18 protein-coding genes and 1 pseudogene are annotated in these 19524 nt (G+C 72.9%); 8 read left to right on the top strand and 11 right to left on the bottom strand.

Annotated elements, in window-relative coordinates; translation table 11 throughout:
• Positions 1-124: 124 nt before the first annotated feature.
• Positions 125-568 carry a hypothetical protein gene (locus ACZ5Y0_RS15315; RefSeq protein WP_469129135.1) on the bottom strand — a complete coding sequence of 148 codons (444 nt, stop codon included), beginning with the start codon at positions 566-568 and terminating at the stop codon, positions 125-127.
• Positions 569-939: 371 nt separating this feature from the next.
• Positions 940-1599 (bottom strand): annotated as a pseudogene (locus ACZ5Y0_RS15320) (ATP-binding protein); the annotation flags it as partial.
• Between the two features lie 228 nt (positions 1600-1827).
• Here ACZ5Y0_RS15320 and ACZ5Y0_RS15325 point away from each other — a divergent pair.
• From ACZ5Y0_RS15325 to ACZ5Y0_RS15335, 3 genes are all read left to right on the top strand, one after another.
• Positions 1828-2688 carry a helix-turn-helix domain-containing protein gene (locus ACZ5Y0_RS15325; RefSeq protein WP_469129136.1) on the top strand — a complete coding sequence of 287 codons (861 nt, stop codon included), beginning with the start codon at positions 1828-1830 and terminating at the stop codon, positions 2686-2688.
• Complete coding sequence (locus tag ACZ5Y0_RS15330; protein WP_469129137.1) at positions 2689-2964, top strand: DUF397 domain-containing protein; 276 nt, start codon at positions 2689-2691, stop codon at positions 2962-2964.
• A 101-nt stretch (positions 2965-3065) separates the two neighbouring features.
• On the top strand, positions 3066-3878 hold the full coding sequence (locus ACZ5Y0_RS15335; protein WP_469129138.1) for an SAM-dependent methyltransferase: 813 nt from the start codon (positions 3066-3068) through the stop codon (positions 3876-3878).
• Between the two features lie 440 nt (positions 3879-4318).
• Here ACZ5Y0_RS15335 and pdxR read toward each other — a convergent pair whose 3' ends face one another.
• The 4 genes from pdxR to ACZ5Y0_RS15355 form a co-directional block, all read right to left on the bottom strand.
• Positions 4319-5728 (bottom strand): MocR-like pyridoxine biosynthesis transcription factor PdxR, encoded by a 1410-nt coding sequence (gene pdxR / locus ACZ5Y0_RS15340; protein WP_469129139.1) that lies wholly within the window; start codon positions 5726-5728, stop codon positions 4319-4321.
• Positions 5729-5935: 207 nt separating this feature from the next.
• Positions 5936-7441: a glutamate synthase subunit beta gene (locus tag ACZ5Y0_RS15345; RefSeq protein ID WP_469129140.1), complete on the bottom strand. Its 1506-nt coding sequence runs from the start codon at positions 7439-7441 to the stop codon at positions 5936-5938.
• Positions 7442-7570: 129 nt separating this feature from the next.
• Positions 7571-8050: an anthrone oxygenase family protein gene (locus ACZ5Y0_RS15350; RefSeq protein WP_469129141.1), complete on the bottom strand. Its 480-nt coding sequence runs from the start codon at positions 8048-8050 to the stop codon at positions 7571-7573.
• 198 nt (positions 8051-8248) lie between these two features.
• On the bottom strand, positions 8249-8953 hold the full coding sequence (locus tag ACZ5Y0_RS15355; RefSeq protein WP_469129142.1) for a DUF2293 domain-containing protein: 705 nt from the start codon (positions 8951-8953) through the stop codon (positions 8249-8251).
• A gap of 1174 nt (positions 8954-10127) precedes the next feature.
• Here ACZ5Y0_RS15355 and ACZ5Y0_RS15360 point away from each other — a divergent pair.
• From ACZ5Y0_RS15360 to ACZ5Y0_RS15370, 3 genes are all read left to right on the top strand, one after another.
• Positions 10128-10769 carry a nucleoside/nucleotide kinase family protein gene (locus tag ACZ5Y0_RS15360; protein ID WP_469129143.1) on the top strand — a complete coding sequence of 214 codons (642 nt, stop codon included), beginning with the start codon at positions 10128-10130 and terminating at the stop codon, positions 10767-10769.
• Between the two features lie 72 nt (positions 10770-10841).
• The gene (locus tag ACZ5Y0_RS15365; RefSeq protein WP_469129144.1) at positions 10842-11255 is read left to right on the top strand and encodes a PPOX class F420-dependent oxidoreductase; all 414 of its coding nucleotides are present in this window, start codon (positions 10842-10844) and stop codon (positions 11253-11255) included.
• 414 nt (positions 11256-11669) lie between these two features.
• Positions 11670-12104, top strand: a complete 435-nt coding sequence (locus ACZ5Y0_RS15370) for a CBS domain-containing protein (RefSeq protein ID WP_469129145.1) — start codon at positions 11670-11672, stop codon at positions 12102-12104.
• A gap of 28 nt (positions 12105-12132) precedes the next feature.
• On the opposite strand, the gene ACZ5Y0_RS15375 is transcribed toward ACZ5Y0_RS15370, so the two are convergent.
• Positions 12133-13260, bottom strand: coding sequence for a magnesium and cobalt transport protein CorA (locus ACZ5Y0_RS15375; protein ID WP_469129146.1), 1128 nt, complete (start codon positions 13258-13260; stop codon positions 12133-12135).
• A gap of 256 nt (positions 13261-13516) precedes the next feature.
• Between ACZ5Y0_RS15375 and ACZ5Y0_RS15380 the strand changes: the two genes are divergently transcribed.
• Positions 13517-14311, top strand: coding sequence for a methyltransferase (locus ACZ5Y0_RS15380; RefSeq protein WP_469129147.1), 795 nt, complete (start codon positions 13517-13519; stop codon positions 14309-14311).
• Between the two features lie 657 nt (positions 14312-14968).
• Here ACZ5Y0_RS15380 and ACZ5Y0_RS15385 read toward each other — a convergent pair.
• Positions 14969-15886, bottom strand: a complete 918-nt coding sequence (locus ACZ5Y0_RS15385; protein WP_469129190.1) for a carbohydrate kinase family protein — start codon at positions 15884-15886, stop codon at positions 14969-14971.
• A gap of 98 nt (positions 15887-15984) precedes the next feature.
• The gene (locus tag ACZ5Y0_RS15390) at positions 15985-16893 is read right to left on the bottom strand and encodes a pseudouridine-5'-phosphate glycosidase (RefSeq protein ID WP_469129148.1); all 909 of its coding nucleotides are present in this window, start codon (positions 16891-16893) and stop codon (positions 15985-15987) included.
• 99 nt (positions 16894-16992) lie between these two features.
• On the opposite strand from ACZ5Y0_RS15390, the gene ACZ5Y0_RS15395 reads away from it, so the two are divergent.
• Complete coding sequence (locus tag ACZ5Y0_RS15395; RefSeq protein WP_469129149.1) at positions 16993-17421, top strand: VOC family protein; 429 nt, start codon at positions 16993-16995, stop codon at positions 17419-17421.
• Positions 17422-17451: 30 nt separating this feature from the next.
• Here ACZ5Y0_RS15395 and ACZ5Y0_RS15400 read toward each other — a convergent pair whose 3' ends face one another.
• Both ACZ5Y0_RS15400 and ACZ5Y0_RS15405 read right to left on the bottom strand, forming a co-directional pair.
• Positions 17452-18738, bottom strand: coding sequence for an MFS transporter (locus ACZ5Y0_RS15400; RefSeq protein ID WP_469129150.1), 1287 nt, complete (start codon positions 18736-18738; stop codon positions 17452-17454).
• A 165-nt stretch (positions 18739-18903) separates the two neighbouring features.
• Positions 18904-19455, bottom strand: a complete 552-nt coding sequence (locus ACZ5Y0_RS15405) for a methylated-DNA--[protein]-cysteine S-methyltransferase (protein WP_469129151.1) — start codon at positions 19453-19455, stop codon at positions 18904-18906.
• Positions 19456-19524 lie beyond the last annotated feature (69 nt).

Genomic DNA, 19524 nt, shown 5'->3' on the forward strand with positions numbered 1-19524 from the left:
CACTATCGCGGGCGGAGCTTCGGGAGGGCAGGGCGCGGGACCAGGTCGGGCGCCGCGCGCGGGCGTACGCCGTGGGTGGAGGCGGGAGTCGGTCAGGGTCGTGCGGCCGACGCGCGTGCGCGTGTCACGCGCTGATCGGCCGTGACCAGGTGGGCGGGGTGTCCGTGAGGCGGCACAGGGTCAGATAGAGGGGGATGGGCGGGGTGTACGGCAGTGTGCCGTCCGGCCGGTGGATGAGACCGGGAACCTGCGGGGAATCCGGCACGATCGCGCCCGTGGCGTACCGCGCCGGGGCGGGCCAGTCCAGGGCGTAGTCGGAGTCCGTCGGGACGAGCCACCACCAGTGCGCCTCGTCGGCGTACACGCAGCCCACGCGCGGGAGGCGGGGCAGGACCAGCGGACCCAACCGCGCCGGGACGGCTACGGCGTCGCAGCCCAGCGGCGCCGTCATGCCCTCGGGAACAGTGAGCCGGTGCGGAGCCCGCGAAGTGTCGCCGACGGAGCCGCGCCGCAGGCGCACGAGTGTGTCCAGGGTGAGCACCCCGATCCGGCCGGTGACGGCGCTCACGCCGTGTCCCGGTCGCGCGGTGGGGAGCCCAGGGGACCCGCGCCGGGGTGTGGGCGCCAGGCGGGTGCCCCGTTCGTCAGGTCGAACGCGTGGTCGGTGCGGTCGGCCGGTGCCGAGGCCACGCCGGTCCCCGGCCCGCGGTGCCACTGCGGCGCGACGCGGGACAGCGGGCCGTCGGAGAGGCGCGGGAGCCGGCCGGGGGTCCCGCTCGACCGGGGGTCGGCCCGGCCGTCGGCGGCCGGAGTGTGGTGGGGCCGGTGTGCGTGGCCGGGGGCGCGGGCTCCCGTGGGGTGCGCCCTGTGCGTCTGCTCGGCGGGCCCCGGGCCGCGGTGCGCCGCGTCTCCTTGATCACCTTGTTCGGTGGGGGGCTCGCCCCCGTCGTCCGAGCCGTCGGCGGGGTCCGGCTTCGGGCGGGCGCCCCAGCCGAGGTCGGCGCGCGGCGCGGAGGCCGGGTGACCGCCGTCGGAGGCGGCGAGGCCCTCGTGCCGCTCGGCCGGGTCCGCGCAGGAGGCGGGCGCCTCCTGCCGGGGCAGGTCGGCCCAGACCAGCAGGCCGGGACCGTGTTCCTGGGCGCCCCAGGAGTGACAGAGGGCGTCGACGAGGAACAGGCCCCGTCCGTGCTCCTCATCGGGGCGCTGCGGCGAGGGATGCGGCTCACCTGGCGCGCAGCCCTCGTCGCGCACGGCTATGCGCACGTGGTCGTCGCCGTCGTACAGCTCGCAGACGACCACGCCGCTCGCCGTGTGCACGATGGCGTTGGTGACCAGCTCGGATATGACCAGGGCAGCCGTGTCGCAGGTGTCCTCGCACACCGACCAGCCGGTCAGCCGGGCCCGGGCCAGGCGTCTGGCCTGCGCTGGGGAGCCCGGATGTGCGGCCAGCTCGAATCGGAACCGACGCTCGGCAGCGGCCTGGTCAGGGCCTGCTCCCGCGGCGGCACCGAGACCCTGGGGGTGGCCTGCGGCGTCTGTTCCTAAGGGCGCGGACGGAATCACGCTTGCCACTATCGCCCCGCCGTGAACACTTGGCAAGTGTCACTCTGAAAAATGCAGAGTGCTGTGTGACGCGGTGAAGCGCCGTGGCACACTGCTCGCAACAGCATGTCGAGCGGCGCCAGTTGGGATCACCGGAGATCCGTATTCAGTCGTACGTATCTTCGAATCAGGTCTTCGCGTGGCGCCGCAGGGCTGTCGGGATCTTTTCGTGACCGGCCGACCGGACCAAGTGGCCCGTCGGTCGGCTCTTGGTGGAGGTGGGGCGTGAGCGAACCGCGGTCCGCGCCGACGGTGGGACAGGTGGTACTCGGCCGACGTCTGCTGGACCTGCGGGAACGCGCCGGGCTCAAGCGCGAGGAGGCGGCCCGCATCCTCCGTGTCGCGCCCGCCACGGTCCGCCGTATGGAGATGGCCGAGGTCTCGCTCAAGATCCCGTACCTCCAGCTGCTGCTGAAGGCCTACGGCGTCACCGACGCGGAGGCCGAGGGCTTCGTCCAGCTCGCCGAGGAGGCCAACAAGCCCGGCTGGTGGCAGCGTTTCCACGACATCCTCCCCGGCTGGTTCTCGATGCACGTCAGCCTGGAGGGCGCGGCCGCCCTGATCCGCCAGTACGAACCGCATTTCGTCCCCGGCCTGCTACAGACCGAGGACTACGCGCGCGGAGTGCTGAGGTCCGGAGCCATCGGCCAGACCCGTCCGGAGGACATCGAGCGCCACGTCGACCTGCGTATGCGACGCCAGGGCCTGCTCACCCGTGCGGACGCGCCCCGGCTGTGGGTCGTCATGGACGAGACCGTGCTGCGCCGCCCGGTGGGCGGCCCGGAGGTGATGCGCGCGCAGATCGACAAGCTGCTCGACGCCACGAAGCTGCCCAACGTGACGCTCCAGGTCGCCCCGTTCTCCTCGGGGCCGCACCCCGGTACGTACGGGCCCTTCGTGCTGTTCCGATTCGCCATGCCCGAACTTCCGGACCTGGTTTACAGCGAGTACCTGACCGGTGCCGTCTACCTGGACGCGCGCACCGAGGTGGCGACCCATCTCGAGGTCATGGACCGCATGGCGGCGCAGGCCGCTACGGCACATCGCACGAAGGAGATCCTCCGGGATCTCCGCAAGGAGCTGTGAATGGATCGCATCAAGTCCCCGACCAGGCCGCGTGGCCGCGCTCAGCGGATCTACAACGGCATGCCCGCGAGGGAACTGGGCAGCGAGGGCTGGCACAAGCCGTGGAGCGGCGGCAACGGAGGCAACTGCCTGGAGGCCATGAAGCTCGCCGACGGCCGGATCGCCGTCCGTCAGTCCACCGACCCCGACGGCCCGGCGCTGATCTACACCTCCGACGAGATGACGGCCTTCATCGAGGGAGCGAAGGCGGGAGAGGCGGACTTCCTGTTGTCCTGAACCGACCCACCTGTTCCTTCTTCCTGTGCACTCTTTGTTCAACTTCCCTATCTTGGTGCTGACTTGATCATTATTCGTGTCACATGCCCATGGAGTTCCTCATGACCGGGCCAGAGCCCGCCGGCGCCTTCGAGATCGACACCAGCAAGCCCCATCCCGCGCGGATGTACGACTGGTACCTCGGCGGCAAGGACAACTACCCCGTGGACGAGGCGATGGGCCGGCAGATGCTGGCGCTCGATCCCCGCGTACCGGTGATGGCCAGAGTCAACCGGGCGTTCATGCACCGCGCCACGCGCTGGCTCGCGGGGAACGGCGTACGGCAGTTCCTCGACATCGGCACGGGCATTCCGACCGAGCCGAACCTCCATCAGGTCGCCCAGCAGGTCGCGCCCGACGCCCGCGTCGTCTACTGCGACAACGACCCGATCGTCCTGGCCCACGCGGCCGCGCTGCTGCGCAGCACACCCGAGGGCGTCACCGAATACCTTCAGGCGGACGTCCGTGACCCGGCCGCCATCATCGAGGGCGCCAGGAAGATCCTGGACTTCCAACGTCCCGTGGCGCTGTCCCTGATCGCGCTGCTGCACTTCGTCTCCGACGAGGACGGGGCCCACGAACTGGTCGACCGGCTGCTGGCCGCACTCCCCTCGGGCAGCTACCTGATGATGACCCACGCCACCGCCGACTTCACGCCGGAGGAGTCCGCGGCGGCCACGGCGAAGCTGAAGGCGGCCGGCGTCACGCTGGCACTGCGCTCCCGCGAGAAGTTCGGCCGCTTCTTCGACGGGCTGGAACTGGTCGAACCGGGTGTCGCGGTCGTGCCCGAGTGGCACCCCGAACTCGGCGAGCCGGTACCCGGCCAGGACGACGGCGTCATTCCCGGCTACGGGGCGGTGGCACGCAAGCCGTAGCGTGTGTGCGGGCGGGGCGTCCCGGCGCGCAACGCGGCGCAACGGCGGGCCCCCGGTCGGACCCGGGACCCATGCGCGGGGCGTCCACCCGGCGGCTGACGGGACGGCCTCGCGCCACGCCAGGCGGCGTGGGCCAGGGTGCGCAGGTGGGGGACCACCGCGGCCTGGGTGTCGGGAGCCCCGGACGTGGTGGGGGACCACCGCCTGGGTGTCGGGAGCCCCGGACGCTCGGCCTCGCTCCGGCCGAGAAGCGGCCCGTGGCCGCGTCCGCAGCACCCACGGGCGGCCGACACGCGAGGCACGGCGGCGACCGTAGGCCCGCCGCGTGGTTCCTCCTGCGGGGCGGACTCCGCCCCCTCATCCCCGCGCAGGGGGGGGGCGGCACGCCGGAGCCTCCTCCACAGGCAGGTCGGCGCCGCGGCGGGCCGGGTCCCCGGTACCTACGGCAGCACGCCGCGCAGTGCCTCCAGCGCGGCCCCGTACGCGTGCTCGGGCGGCGTCGCGTACCCCACGACGAGACCGTCCCGCGCCTCCATGGCCGTATCCGGATGCCGGAAACCGGCCAGACCGTCCAACGCGATGCCCCGCCGGGCGGCCGCCTCGACGGTGGCCCGCTCGGTGCCCGGCGGCAGCCGCACCACCGCGTGCAGCCCTGCCGCGACCCCCGTGATCTCGGCTCGCGGCGCGTGCTCGGCGAGCGCCGCGACCAGACGGTCCCGGCGCCCCCGGTACCGCTGGCGCATACGCCGCACGTGCCGGTCGTAGGCCCCGGAGACGATGAAGTCGGCCAGACTCAGCTGGTCCGGGACGCTCGCCCAGGCCTCCCGGTCGCCCTTGGCCGCGAGGACATCGCCGACGTAGCGCTGCGGCAGCACCATCCAGCCCAACCGCAGCGCCGGCGACAGGCTCTTGCTGACCGAGCCGAGGTGGATCACGCGCTCGGGATCCAGGCCCTGGAGCGCGCCCACGGGCTTGCGGTCGTAGCGGAACTCGCCGTCGTAGTCGTCCTCCAGCACCACCGTGCCACGCGCGCGTGCCCAGTCGATCACGGCGGCCCGGCGACTCGCGTGCAGCGGACCGCCGGTCGGGAACTGATGTGCGGGCGTGAGCAGCACGCCCCGCTCGCGCCCCAGCAGGTCGACCCGCGCCCCGTCCTCGTCGAGGGGCAGAGGCGCCGTCCGCACGCCCGACGCGGCCAGCAACTCACGGTGGAACGCCAGCCCGTACGCCTCCACCGCCAGCGGACCGCGCAACACCCCGCCCCGACCGGACAGCAGCCGCAGCGCGTGCCCGAAGCCGGAGCAGATCACGATGCGATCGGGGTCGGTGCGCACACCGCGCGCGCGTGCCAGGTACTCGGCGAGCGCCTCGCGCAACTCGCGGCGCCCGGCGGGATCGCCCGGCCCGAACACCTCGTTGGGCGCCTGCTGGAGCGCCCGCCGGTAGGACGCCAGCCAGGCCGCGCGCGGGAACGCCGACGCGTCCGGGGTGCCCTGCCGGAGGTCGTGCCGAGGGCCACGCGCGCGTGGAGGTGCCGTGACCGGCGTTCGCACGGCGTGGCGCAGGGGTTCCGTGCGGTCGGCGACTCGCGTTCCCGACCCCTGCCGAGCCGTCAGCCAGCCCTCCGCCACCAGTTCCGCGTAGGCGTCGGCCACCGTGTTGCGGGCGACCCCGAGATCTGCGGCGAGCGAGCGGTACGGCGGCAGCCGGGTGCCGGGAGGAAGGCGCCCCCCGCTCACGGCCTCGCGCAGCGCCCGGATCAGCGCGGCCCGCCGCCCGCCCGGACCGGGCAACTCCAGATGCAGGTCGACACCGATCCGCTCAGCGGAATTGACCCATGATTCCTTCATGGACAAGCACCCTACAGAGGGTCTTTCCGGTCGATGGATCGCATTGATCCGTGTGACGGCGACGGACACGAGCGGGCTGCCGCCGGCGGACCGGCGGGGCGGTCACCGGCCGCCCGTGGGTCGACGGGGCGGACACCGGCCGCACGGTCATGGGTCGTCGGTGGGCCGGCCGCACGGTCATCGGTCGTCCGTGGACCGGCGGGGCGGTCACCGGCCGCCCGTGTCCTGCACGCTCATCGGCCGGTCGTACGGTCCGATGGGTGCCGGCAGCCGTGAGCTGCCCGTCAGATGGCGGTCGACGGCCGCGGCGACCGCCCGTCCCTCCGCGATCGCCCACACGATCAGCGACTGCCCGCGGGCGGCGTCCCCGGCGGCGAACACGCCGGGCACGTTCGTCGCGAAGCCCGCGTCCCGGGCGATCGTGCCACGCGACTCCAGCGCCAGCCCCAGCTGCTCGATGAGCCCGTCGTCCCGATCCGGGCCGGAGAAGCCGAGGGCGAGCAGCACGAGATCGGCGGGGAGCGCCCGCGCGGTGCCCTCCACCGGCCGCCGCCTCGCGTCGACCTCGATGAGGTGCAGCGCCCGGACGTGCCCGTTCTCGTCGCCGGTGAAGCGGAGGGTGGACGCCGCGAACAGGCGCGCGTCCGCGTCCGCCGCCGGCGCGACGCCCAGGTCGCGGGCCTCCTCGTGCGCGGCGGACAGCCGGTAGACCTTCGGGTACGTCGGCCACGGATCGGTGTCCTCGTCGCGTTCGGCGCCCGGCTGGGCGTAGATGTCCAGCTGGGTCACGGACGCGGCGCCCTCCCGGATCGCCGTGCCCAGACAGTCGGCACCCGTGTCGCCGCCGCCGACGATGACGACGTGCTTGCCCGCAGCGGACATCGGGGACCGCTCCAGATCACCCTCGCACACCCGGTTGGCCAGCGGCAGATACTCCATCGCCTGCTGGATGCCGGTCAACTCCCGTCCCGGTACGTGCAGTTCTCGCCACTCGGTCGCTCCCGTGGCGATCACCACGGCGTCGTAACGCGTCCGTAGGTCCTCGGCCATGACGTCCCGCCCGATCGTGGTCGACGTACGGAACTTCGTGCCCTCCGCCCGCATCTGCTCGATCCGGCGCTCCAGATGCCGCTTCCCCATCTTGAACTCGGGGATGCCGTACCGCATCAGCCCGCCGACCCGGTCGTCCTTCTCGTAGACGGCGACCGTGTGCCCGGCCCGCGTCAACTGCTGGGCGGCGGCCAGCCCGGTGGGCCCGGAGCCGATCACCGCCACCGTCCGGCCGGACAGCCGGTCCGGCGGCCGGGGCGGGGTGAGGCCCTCCGCCCAGGCCCGGTCGGCGATGGCGACCTCGACGTTCTTGATGGTGACGGCGGGCTGGTTGATGGCGAGCACGCACCCGGCCTCGCACGGTGCGGGACACAATCGCCCGGTGAACTCGGGGAAGTTGTTCGTCGCGTGCAACCGCTCGCTCGCCGCCCGCCAGTCCTCACGGGAGACCAGGTCGTTCCACTCGGGAATCAGATTGCCCAGCGGGCAGGCGTCGTGGCAGAACGGGACGCCGCAGTCCATGCAGCGGTCGGCCTGTTCGCTGATGATGGGGAGCAGCGCCCCGGGGACGTACACCTCGTCCCAGTCACGGACCCGCTCCCCGATCGGCCTGCGCTGCCAGTCCTGGCGGGGCGTGGTCATGAATCCCTTGGGATCGGCCATGGCCGTCTTCCTCGCGTGCGCTTACGACGGGGCCGTGCGGCATCGGGCGGCACTCTTGACGCCACGATACGTCCCCTGCCCGCCCCGCGCAGAGCGCCGGACAGCGCTTGCTGCGGGCGGGCCCGGCCGTCAGGTCAGAGCCAGCGCGTATGCGAGGGCGGCGGCGGTCGAGGCGACCGTGCGGACGTGGTTCCAGGCCGTCCACTCGCGCACGTACGCAGGCCAGTAGGAGGCCGCCTCCGAGGTGCCGGACGCCACTCCGAGCAGCGCGTTGTTGCGGGGCACGTTCGCGATCACGGTCACCCCGAACGAGCCGAACAGATACAGCGCGCTGCCCAGCAGCAGCTCCACCGTCCCCTCGTCCGGCCACCGCAGGAACGTCACCACCGCGATCACCGCACAGAGCGCCGCGGTGCCGACGAACAGGAGCATGAAGGCCGGCCTCACCGCCGTCACGTTGATCGCCTTCATCGCGGCGACGCCCTGTGCGGGCGGCAGCGCGGCCAGGCCCCTCATCACGAAGGTCGAGAACCCGCAGAAGACCCCCGCCACCAATCCGGTCCCGAGCACCCCCAGCACCGCCAGCACGAGACACGGTCCCTCGTTCACGTCGTCCTCCCACGCTCCGCCGGTCACCGGCCCGTTTTCGGCCGTCCCCACCAGTGAAGTGCCCCGGCCGAACGGTCACCATCGCCGAGAGCCTCGGGGGCATACGCGAACGTCCAGAGCGGGCCGGGCCGGGGAGGGGAGGATCGGGACGGGGCGGCCAGGCGGGTCGGGGCGACGACGCGGGGACGTCGCGCCGCCTCAGCGACCGGCGGCGTCGGCCCTCGCCTCCCGTCCCCACTCGCGCAGCACCGCCGCCACGCCCGCCGCGATCCGCTGCCGGGCCTCCCGCCGCGGCACCCCGCTCATCAGCAACCCGTCGTACGAGGTGTCCAGATGCCGTACGGACGCCACCACCGCCGAGACGACCGCCCCCTCCGACAACGCCCGTCCGGCGGCACTGCGCCCCACCCGCCCGCTGCCGCGTACCGACGCGTGCGCGGCGATCGCCCCGGCCCGGTCCGGCGGGCAGCCGGGAAGCAGCCGCAGGATCTCCGCCGCGAACGCCTCGGCGAACCGCGCGTCCTGTGCCGCCCGCCGCCGGGCGTCCCGCACCCGGCGCCGCCTGCGCGCCTCGGCGTCGGCCAGGCATCGCGCTTCCGCTCGCACCAGCCCCACATCCTCGACGAGGACGCCCTGCCGCTCGTAGCGCCCCTTGCGGCGGTTGAACCGCACGACGACCACCGAGAGCGTGCTCTCCTCCCGCGCCCTGCGGGTGAGCGCCGTGTCCCCGCGCGGCAGGAACACCAGATGCCCCAGGTCCGCGCAGCCGAGGCAGTGCGGCGCGCCGTCCTCGACGACGAGCATCGGCAGCGGCCCGCGCCGGCAGCCGGCACAGTGCCGCCGCCGCGACGGCTGGATCACGACAAGCCCGTTACGGGGCAGGGGACTTGAGAGGTCCTGCATACCCGCGGCATTCCCCCTCCCGAGCCGGGCACCACACGATCACTCCGCCGAGTCGCAACGCTCCTACGGCGTGTTCACCGCCACCGCGTACGGTGGGGCGTCGACGCCTCGATCGCGGCCGGCGCCGGAACCGGCCCGCCGTTCCGCCGTCGGAACCGGCCCGCCGTTCCGCCGTCGGCACCGGCCCGCCGTTCCGGCACCGGAACCGGCTTCCCCTCCGTCACCGTCACCGCCCGCCGTCCTGCCCTTTCCGTGTGGGCGACGCGTGGACCGGCGTGGTCGTCCGCTGTCCGTAGGGCGGCTCCCGTCGCTGCCCGGGGGGGTCCGCGCCGGTTTCACCGAACCTCGTGCCCCACTGAGCGACCCCTCGGTGACGGTGGTAGTCAGGCAGGCGTGTGCCGGGCCGTCGTGCTGGGCGCTGCGTGAGGGCGTCCATACGGTTCCTCACGGTGGGCTCCGCCGCGGCCACGACGACCAGGACGGGCGTGGTGGCCAGGAGACTGCCTTCGACGCCCTGTGCCCATCGTCCTGGGGGTGAAGGGCGCTGCGAAACTCCTTCCGGAACCAGGAGCCGCTGCATGTCTGCCGCCCCTCGCAGGAGGGCGGCAGCCGCCCCGTGCGAGGTATCGCTACTTCCCCTTCCCCCTGATCAGGAAGAAGGCGACAACCGCGCCTCCGAGGAGCAACATGATGACGGTCGCCGGCCAGTTGTCGGTTATCGCCGCTGCCTGTGGGTGCATGTCTTCTCCTCGAACCTCTCCGTCGAGAACCCCGCCGGCCCAGTACGCTCCGTCGACGCCCGGATCCATCGCGCGGGAAGCTTTCGATGCCTTGGTTGCCGAATCCGACCTCGCCTCCGACGAGACCGACAGCGACACCTGCCGCGATTTCGGACGCCCTCCTGTCCTCCTGGCGCCTCCAGCAGCTTCCATGCCCGCCCATGCCTACGGCGGCCGGACCGAGGCCGACGGCCTGCCCACCCGTGGGACGGACACGGCGGCAGGTCCGACAGCCCGGCCGCCACGCGAGAGGCACTCGCCGTCTGACAAGCCGAGGAGGTCCGAACCGGCGGGGGGTCGATGCGGTCGACCGGGCGTCGGCCTGCGGGCCGTCACGCCCAGGGTGCGCAGCGAGCCCCCGCGCAGGACGCGTCCGGCCCGGCTCCTGTCGCATCATGGGCCGTGTGCGACTCGAAGCGATCACCTGGGAACGGCTCGGCGACCTCCTTGCCGACCGCCTGCTCGACCTGAAGCCGGAGGACGGCGGCCCCTGGCCGCGCATCGCCTTCGACGGTGCCCCGGCGGCCCGCCCCGGAGACCTCGCCGACCGTGTCGCCGAGGTGCTGCGAATACGCGGCCGCCCCTCCCGCGTCGTCGACACCCAGGGCTTCCTGCGCCCTGCGTCCGTCCGCCTGGAGTACGGCCATCACGACGTCGAAAGCTTTTACGACGGCTGGTTCGACACCGGCGCCCTGTGGCGTGAGGTGTTCGGCCCCCTCGAAGCCGGAGGCGACGGACGGATCCTGCCCGACCTGTGGGACCCGGTCACCGACCGCGCCACCCGTAGCGCCTACGTCCAACTCCCGCCCGGTGGGTTGCTGTTGCTGCACGGTCCCTTTCTGCTGCGGCACTGGTTCCCCTTCGACCTGACCGTCCACGTCCTCCTCTCCCCGCCCGCCCTGCGCCGCCGCACCCCCGAGGCGGACCGGTGGACGCTGCCCGCCTTCGAGCGCTACGACCGGGAGGCCGACCCGGCGGCCACGGCCGACGTCCTGGTCCGCGCGGACGATCCGCGACATCCGGCGTGGAACGGGTGATTGGCCACTGATCCGCGACGCTGTCGCCGCCAACCCCTTTTGGATGCACGTGCATGGAACTAGGGTGCTGTCATGACGGTTTCCTCCAGCACTCCCGTCACCCTGGACGCCTCGGTCCGCACCCTGCTCGATGGCAAGAACTTCGCGTCCGTCGCCACGCTCGGCGCCGACGGGGCTCCCCACAACTCGGTCGTCTGGATCAAACGTGAGGGCGACACCGTCCTGTTCTCCTCCACCGACGGACGCCAGAAGGTGCGCAACCTCCGCCGCGACCCTCGCATCAGCCTTTCGGTCTTCGACCTCGCCGACCCCTGCACGTCCGTGGAGATCCGCGGCACCGCCGAGATCCTCCCCGACGACGGCAAGCGTCTGCCCCACGAGCTGTCGCACAAGTACCTGGGCATCGACCCGCCGGCCGAGAAGGACGACGAGGTGCGTCTGATCATCCGCGTCGTGCCGAGGAAGGTCGTCGGGTTCTCGGCTTGAACCCCTGCCGGCCTCGACCGCTCCCGGTGGGCGCCGCGCCGCAGCCGGGGCCCGACCGCCGCCTGCCTTCCGGCTGCTCACAGGCCCGACCGCCGCCTGCCTTCGGATCTGCTCACAGGCCCGACCCCCGCCTGCTTTCCGGCTGCTCACAGGCCCGACCCCCGCCTGCCTTCCGGTCCGCTCGCCAACCCGACCCCCGCCTGCCTTCCGGTCCGCTCGCCAACCCGACCCCCGCCTGCCTTTCGATCCATCCGCTTACTGCTGCGTACTGCTGCCTCCTGCCTGTCGCGTGCCGCCGGACGTGCGGTCGGTGACCGGCCCGGAGAGAATGGGACGCCGGGACACGAGAGTGCAGGGCGCCGGGACAGTGGCGTACACCGCGTCGCGCCGGCCGTCCGCACCGGGAGGTACACCATGACCACCGCCGGACAGATCATGCACCGGGGCGCCCAGTGGATCCCCGCCCACGAGACCCTCGACCGCGCCGCCCAGTTGATGCGTGAGCTCAACGTCGGTGCCCTTCCCATCAGCGACGAGAACGAACGGCTCTGCGGCATCCTCACCGACCGCGACATCGTGGTGGGCTGCGTGGCCATGGGACACGACCCCGCCAAGGTCACCGCCGGTCAGATGGCCAAGGGAACCCCGCGCTGGGTCGACGCCGACGCCGATGTCAGCGAGGTGCTCCAGGAGATGCAGGGCCACCAGATCAAGCGGCTGCCGGTGATCGAGAACAAGCGCCTCGTGGGCATGATCAGCGAGGCGGACCTCGCCCAGCATCTGACCGATGATCAGATGGCTGCCTGGGCCGAGAGTGTCTACGCCAGGACCGGCAGCCCCCGGTCCTGACGCGGGCCGGCCACCTGCAACCGCTTCATCAGAGCCAGCCGTTGCGCCGGAAGCCTCGGTACAACGCCAGGCAGACGAGGGTTATCAGCCCGATGGCCATGCCGTAGCCGTACTTCCAGTGCAGTTCCGGCATGTGGTCGAAGTTCATGCCGTAGACCCCGCAGATCATCGTCGGCACGGCGACGATCGCGGCCCAGGCGGTGATCTTGCGCATGTCCTCGTTCTGCGCGACGGTGACCTGGGCGAGGTGCGCCTGGAGGATCGAGTTGAGCAGTTCGTCGAAGGCCGCGATCTGCTCCGTGGCGCGTAGCAGGTGGTCGGAGACGTCCCGGAAGTAGGCCTGTATCTCGGGGTCGACCACCCGCATCGGCCGGGCCGCGAGATCCTGGAGCGGTCGGCTCAGCGGCATCACGGCCCGCTTCAGCTCCAGGAGTTCCCGCTTGAGCTGGTAGATGCGACCGGGGTCGGCCCGCGCGCCGTTCTCCGTGAAGACGTCCGTCTCGACCTGGTCGATGTCGCCCTGTACGGCGTCGATGACGGTGAGGAAGTCGTCGACCACATGGTCCGCGACCGCGTGCAGCACCGCCGACGGTCCCTTGGCGAGCTGGCCGGGATCGGACTCCAACTCCTCGCGCAGCGGGCCCAGCGAGCCATGCCTCCCATGGCGCACGGTGATGACGAAGTCCTGGCCGACGAACACCATGATCTCGCCGGTGTCGACCACCTCGCTGGTCGACGTGAGCTGCTCGTGCTCGACATAACAGACCGTCTTGAACACGGCGAACAATGTCTCGCCGTACCGCTCCACCTTCGGGCGCTGGTGCGCCTCGACCGCGTCCTCCACTGCCAGTGGATGCAGGTCGAAGAGATCGGCGATGTCCGCGAACTCCGCGTTCGTCGGCTCGTGGAGGCCGAGCCAGACGAACCCCTGCCCGCTCTTGCGCATCCCCTCCACGGTGTCCACCAGATCGCCGCCTACCGGGGCGCGCGTGCCCTCGCGATAGGTCACGCAGTTCACCACCGAGGAACCCAGCGGGGACCGCGCCGGGTGGCTCAGGTCGACCCGCGCGCGCCGGCGGGCCAGCCGCGCCACCCCTCTCAGTCCGCCGACCCCACGCAGGCCAGTGACCTTCCGCAGATTCCCCGCCATGGTCATCCCGACCTCCTCCTGTGGATCCCCCGTGCGTGATCCCACGCCGTGGCGCGCCAGTCTGCCAGGCTCGCGCAGACCGCCGGCAAGCCTGTGGAAAAGGGGACGTTCCGCTTGGTTCCCGCCTGTGGACAGCCTGAAGTGGGTCTGCCCCGGAGACGGCCTTCCATCCCCTTCGACACCCCGTCAGGGCGCCTTCGGCCACCGCGTCCCGGTCGCGTCGCCCGCCTCGGCCAACCAGGACAACTGGGATGATCGCCGTATGACGCGAACCGACCGGTACCTCCTCGACAACCAGCGGACCGAGGCGGGGGAGCGATTCGACGCCTTCGCCACCCTCTTCGACCCCACGACGTTCCGGCACCTGGAGGGCCTGGGCGTGGGACCCGGCTGGCGCTGCTGGGAGGTCGGCGCGGGCGGCACCTCGGTGGTGTCCTGGTTGGCGAAGAGGGTCGGCCCCACCGGCAAGGTCGTCGCCACCGACATCGACACGTCTCGACTGACCCCCACCGCCCGCCCGCCGGTCGAGGTACGGGTGCACGACGTAGGCGCCGAGGAGCCGCCCGCGGAGGGCTTCGACCTGGTCCACGCCCGGCTGGTGCTCGTCCATGTGCCGGAGCGTGAACGGGCTCTGCGCTCCATGGTCAAGGCCCTGCGGCCGGGCGGGCGGCTCCTGCTGGAGGACGCGGACCCCGCCCTCCAGCCGTTGCTCTGCCCCGACGAGCACGGCCCCGAGCAGCAGTTGGCGAACCGCCTGCGGCACGGCTTCCGCAAGCTCCTGGCCGACCGCGGCGCCGATCTCTCCTACGGCCGCAGGCTCCCGCGCCTGCTCCGCGAGGCGGGACTGCACCACGTAGAGGCCGACGCCCACTTCCCCCTCACCTCGCCCGCCTGCGCCGCCCTCGAGTCCGCGACGGTCCGCCAGATCCGCGCCGGTCTCGTGGCCGCCGGCCTCGCGACCGACGAGGACATCGACCGCCACCTCGCGAACGTCGCCTCCGGTGGCCTGGATCTCGCGACGGCCCCGATGATCTCGGCGTGGGGGAGAAAGGCTTAGGGCAGGCCACCAAGCCTCGCCCACCGGGGAGCAACAGGGCATCCGTCCCTCCTCCTCGCGCCTGTCCGGGGGCGGCCACGCAAGCGAGGGACCACAGCTCGACCAGGGCGGTGCGGTCAGCAGCCCACAGCCACAAGAGTCCTCACCGAAGACACCGGCCGGGTAGGCCGGAAACAGGGCACAAGTACTGTCGGAAAGCCGGCTGTGGCCGTCGACCGAGGCGGTTGAGGCGAGGTCGCCGCGCCGGAGGTGCGGGGATCAGCCGGGGGGTGGGCCCGGCCGATCGATCACAAGAAGGGGCTGAGTCGTGAAAAACCTCTATCCCACCATCGAACGGGAACTTCCATCCCGCTGGTCACGCTGCGTCTCACCGCCTCCGGTTGCGTCCCCACCGGACCTTGCCGGACGTTGAGGGCACGGTGCGTTTCCAGGGGACTGGAGAGGACCGGGCCATGTCGTGACGGGTGGCGGTGGTGTGATGCGGTCTCCCGGCCCCGAGTGCGGCGGCATCTCGTCTCGGACGGCGACGGCGCGCTGTGGTCGCCGGCGCCGATGGTGTTCCTGTGCACCTCGCCGCGCCTCCGACGGTGTCGCTGCGGTCAACCGCACCGGCCAGGCGGCCCTGCCCCACCTCGTCGTACGACCGGCGCCGCGCCGTCATCGAGCATGGCCCGTGGCCACCGCTCCCACGGCCGCCGGCGGCCGGCCGCCCACCCGCTCCACCGCCAACGCGCCCGCCCCGCACCCCTCGACCGCGGCCTGCGCGGGCTCGGCACCCATGAGCAGGGCGGCGAGGAACGCGCCGGAGAAGGCGTCGCCCGCGCCCGTGGTGTCCCTCGGTGTGGCCGGGACCGCGGGGACGCGGGCGACCACGGCGCCGCCCTGGGCCACCAGGGCTCCGTCCGCCCCCAGCTTCGCCACCACCAGCGGGACCCGGCGGCTGAGTTCGGCGGCCGCGTCCGCCCCGTCGTCCGAGCCGGTCAGCAGACATGCCTCGTCCCGGCTGGGCAGCAGTACGTCCACGCCCCGCACCAGGGCCAGGAAGCGGTCGGCGCCCAGCTCGGCCAGGAACCCCGCCGACGCCGGGTCCAGGCTCACCGGCACCCCACGCGCGTGAGCCGCCCCCAACGCCGTCCGCACCAACGCCCGCCCCGACGCGGAGAACAGCAGGTATCCCGACAGGTGCAGCCGGACGACGCCGTCGAGCAGCGCGTCCGACCAGTCGTCCGGTTCGAGGCGCAGGGAGGCGCCGCTGTCGGTGAGGAACGTCCGCTCGGCCGCCGCTCCCATGTCGACCAGGCAGATCACCGTCCCGGTCGGCGCCTCGGGATCGACGACGAGCAGGGGCCGTACCCCGCAGGCCACCAGCTCCCGTTCGTGCCAGGCCGCCGCCTCCGCTCCCACCCGACCGAGCAGCCGTACGTCCGCACCACCCCGGTGCGCCGCCCAGCACGCCACGTTGGCGCCCGCGCCGCCCGGCAGGGTCCGGACCACCGCGGCCGTGTCCGTCCCCGAGGCCAGCGGCCCCCGATGGCGCGCGACGACGTCCGTCACCACATCGCCGACGACCAGCAGCGCCCCGCCCTGCCGTCGCCCCGCTCCGGGAGCGGCACCCGAACCCGCCCGCGGTCCGGAGCCGTCGGAGCCCCGATCCGCCCTTGCCCCCGCGCCCCTCACGCCCCGGTCCACGCCGAGGCGATCCGCGCCGCCAGCCGTACGTTGCCGCGCACCGCCGCCAGGTTGGCCCTCAGGGAGGCACCGTCCGTGTGGCGGACCAGGTGATCGAGGAGGAACGGCGTGACGGCCTGACCCGCGACCTCCTCCGCGGCACAGGCCTCCAGCGCGTCCGCGAGCACACGCGCGTGCAGCGCCGGATCCAACTGTTCCTCCTCCGGCACCGGGTTCGCGACGATCAGCGCCGACTCCGGTCCGCCGAGCGAGTCCTGAGCCCGCATCACGTCCGCCACCTGACCGGGACTCTCCAGCGTCCAGTCCACCGGATGCCCTGAGTCGGACAGGTAGAAGCCGGGAAAGCGGTCCGTGCCGTATCCGGCGACGGCGACACCCAACGTCTCCAGCCGCTGCAACGTGGCCGGCACGTCCAGGATCGACCTCACCCCCGCGCACACCACGGTGATCCGGGTGCGCGCCAGCAGGCCCAGATCGGCCGATTCGTCCTGGGTGACCGTCCACTCCCGGTGCACTCCGCCGAGCCCGCCCGTCGCGAACACCCGCACCCCGGCCAGAGCCGCGAGCAGCGCGGTCGCCGACACCGTGGTCGCCCCACTCGCCCCCGAGGCCACCGCGAGCGGCAGGTCGCGGTGGCCCAGCTTGCGGATCCCGTCCTCGTTGGCGACCCGTTCCAACTGCTCCTTGTCGAGGCCGACACGAGGCCGCCCGTCCAGCACGGCGATGGTCGCCGGTACGGCGCCCTCCTCGCGCACCACCGCCTCCAGCTCCCGCGCCACCCGCAGGTTGCGCGGGCGTGGCAGACCGTGGGCGATGATCGTGGACTCCAGCGCGACCACGGGTCGACCCGTGTCGACCGCCTCCCGTACCTCTTCCGACACCACCAGCACCACGTGCCCGCCTCCAGTCCGTCGGTCTTCCCTCATCTCTGGCGGGCGGCGCGCCCGGCCAAACCCTTGCGGCCTGTGGGGGACCGCACCAGCCTGGGAGGCATGACCGACAACCCGCCCCGCCTCGACCACGTCGTCCTGTGGGTGCACGACCCACTTGCCGCGGCAGACTTCTACGAGAACATCGTCGGCCTGGCACCCGTCCGGCTCGCCGCCTTCGCCGCGGGCGAGGAACCCTTCCCCTCCGTCCGGGTCGACGACGGGACCCTCCTCGACCTCATGCCGCTGACCATGGTGAAGGGCATGACGATGCTCCCCGGAGCGGCCGACAGTGCCGGACATCCCGTGAACCACATCTGCCTCGCGTTGTCCCGGACCGCCTTCGACGGCCTGCACAGCCGACTCGCCGCGCACGCCGTCCCCGTCTCGGACGTCTCGTACGGCTCCTTCGGTGCCCGCGGCGAGGCCACCCGCAGCCTCTACTTCCGCGATCCCGACGGCAACGTCGTCGAGATCCGGCACTACGACTGACGCGGGACCGGTACGCCCGCGCCACCCGGCTCAGACCTCGCCGGCCGCACCCGTCGCGCCCCTGGTCCGCGTGACCAGGGCCAGTGTCGCCAGGGGCACGAGCAGGCATGCCGCGGCGGCGTTCAGCCACGCGTAGCTCGCCTGGGCGACCACCAGCCCGGCGAGCGCCCCACCGACGCCCGCCGAGGTGTTCATCGTGAGGTCGGACAGGCCCTGCGCGGCGGCACGGGCGGCCTGCGGCACGGCGTCCGTCAGCAGCGCCGAACCCGACACCAGCCCGGCCGACCAGCCGAGGCCCAGCACGAAGAGCCCGGCGGCGATACGCCCGTGACTGTCGCCCGCCGTCCCCGCCAGGAACATCCCGCAAGCCAGCAGTCCCGCCGCCAGCCCCGTCACGGACAGCCGCCCCACCCGGTCCGCCAGCCGTCCCATCAACGGCGAGAACGCGTACATGCCCGCGATGTGCCCGCTGATGACCAGCCCGATCAGGTCGATGCCCGCCCCGTGACGGGCGAGGTCGACCGGGGTCATCGACATCACCGAGACCATCACGGTGTGCGACACGGCCACCGTCACGAGCGCGAGCCGTGCGCGGGGCGATGCGGCGACCGCGGCCAGTCCCGCGCGCAACGAACGCGCCTCGGCGGACCGCTCGTCCTCGGGCGTGAGCGCCCGAGCCGTCAGCAGCGGATCGGGGCGCAGCAGTACGGCCACCAGGATCCCCGACATCAGGAACGTCCCGGCCGCCCACAGGAACGGCCCCGCGGCCTGCGGTATCCCCAGCCCGGACACGCTACGGCCGGCGGGAGCCGCGATGTTGGGCCCCAGCACCGCGCCGATCGTGGTCGCCCACACGACGAGGGAGATGGCCCGCGCCCGCCGCTGCGGCTCGGCCAGATCGGCCGCCGCGAACCGGGCCTGGAGGTTCGCCGACGATGCCGCGCCGAACGCGGCCATGCCGCCCAGCAGCAGCGGAAAACTCCCCGTGCGCGCGGCCACCACCACGACGACGGCACCCAGTGCGCCCACCAGGTAACCCAGCACCAGCCCCGGCCGGCGGCCCCGAGCGGTCATCAGCGCGGCCATCGGCATCGACAGCACGGCCGTACCGGCGACGGTCGCGGTCGGCGCGAGACCGGCCAGCGCCTCGGTGCCACCGACCCGCTGGGCCAGAACGGTGCCCAGCGCGAGGCCCGTGGAGACACCGAGCCCGCCGAGGATCTGGCTCGTGACCAGTACGGCGGTCGTACGGCGCCGCAGTGCGGGCAGGCCGGCGGCGGTGACGGGCGCGACGGGAGCACGCTCGACGGCGGTCACGCCGTACACCGAGCCGGGCCGCGGCCGCCGTACCGCACGGCGCCACAACCTGTGACGTGGCCGGTGCGGCGGGCGGGGACCCGGTCGTGCCCAGGTCTGCGGTGGATGGTCATCGGAGCAGTCTCCCCCCTGCCGTGCAGCCTGCCCAGATGCCCGCTCGGCCGCTCAGAACAGCGGCTCGGGCAGGACTCCCTCCAGGGCGAGCAGCCTGCGCTTGGCCTCCAGGCCGCCGCCGAACCCACCGATCCCGCCGTCGCTCTCCACGACCCGGTGGCAGGGCACGACGACGGGCAGCGGATTGGCGCCCATCGCCGCCCCCACCGCCTGCGCGGCACCGGGCTGGCCCACGCGCTTGGCGAGATCTCCGTAGCCCACGACCGCGCCGTACGGGACCGAGGCCAGTTCTCGCAGCACCTGCCGGTTGAAGCCGGAGATCAGCGACCAGTCCAGGGGCAGCTCGAAGTCGCGCCGATCGCCGGCGAAGTAGGCACCGACCTGGCGTATCGCCTCGGACAGCAGCGGTGATCCGGGTGACTCGACGGGTTCGGCGCCCAGCCGGTCCGCGAGGCGGCCGAGCGCCTTCTCCCGCACCGCTTCGTCGGCGTGGAACACGACGTTGACCAGGCCCTCACGGGTCGCGGCAAGCAACAGCGGCCCGATGCCGGTGCCGACGACGGCCCATACGACCTGCTGCTCGTACTGCCCATGGCTGTCCATGCGCCCACCGTACGACCCGCCACTGACAGCGCCCCGGTCCGACGGAGGACACGGCGCCGGGCCGGCTGT

It is taken from the genome of Streptomyces sp. NPDC033216 (genome assembly GCF_055577115.1).